Source organism: Paraburkholderia piptadeniae (genome assembly GCF_900007165.1).
Taxonomy (GTDB): Bacteria; Pseudomonadota; Gammaproteobacteria; order Burkholderiales; family Burkholderiaceae; genus Paraburkholderia; species Paraburkholderia piptadeniae.
Genome location: NZ_CYGY02000258.1, coordinates 1 through 516, shown reverse-complemented (window position 1 = coordinate 516; position 516 = coordinate 1). Strand labels below are relative to the sequence as shown.

The window sequence follows — 516 nt, the reverse complement described above, 5'->3', positions numbered from 1 at the left end:
TGGCCAGCCGGTTGCGCGGCCACGGCCACTGACCGACAGCGGCAAGGGTCTTGTCGTCGATCGCCACGATGATCACGGGCTGCGAGGCCGGCACGCGCGGAAAGCGCCGCTGATAGTGATCGAACAGCAACTGCCGCGCCGAGTTGAACGAGTCCGGGATGAAATCCTCGAATCTGTCGAATACGGCCGGGCGCGCAATGCCGCCGGGCCACTCGCTATACAGGTTGAGCAGGCTCAGTCCGAACAGCACCGCAAGCGCGACGGGGCGGCCTTGCCCCGCTTTCAGCAGCTTGCGGAAAAACGTCACCCATGGGGCGCTCAAGCGTTTCATCTGATCAACGGCACGCCAATGCCGGCCACAGAGGCGGTGACGGGTCACCGGATCACTGAATTGTAATGACGACGCGCCGATTCATCTGATTGGGGACGCCGTCCGCCGTATGCACGAGCGGCTCGCGCTTGCCGCGTGCCGCCGTTTCGATCTGCCTGGCCGGAATGCCTGCCTTGATCAGGAAC

The 516-nt window shown here is 64.1% G+C and carries 1 protein-coding gene; it reads right to left on the bottom strand.

Features of this window, described 5'->3' with window-relative positions; genetic code table 11:
• Window positions 1–331: CHASE2 domain-containing protein (locus BN2476_RS45100; RefSeq protein WP_143811267.1), on the bottom strand; the 331-nt coding region annotated here is incomplete at its 3' end.
• Between the last annotated feature and the right edge of the window lie 185 nt (window positions 332–516).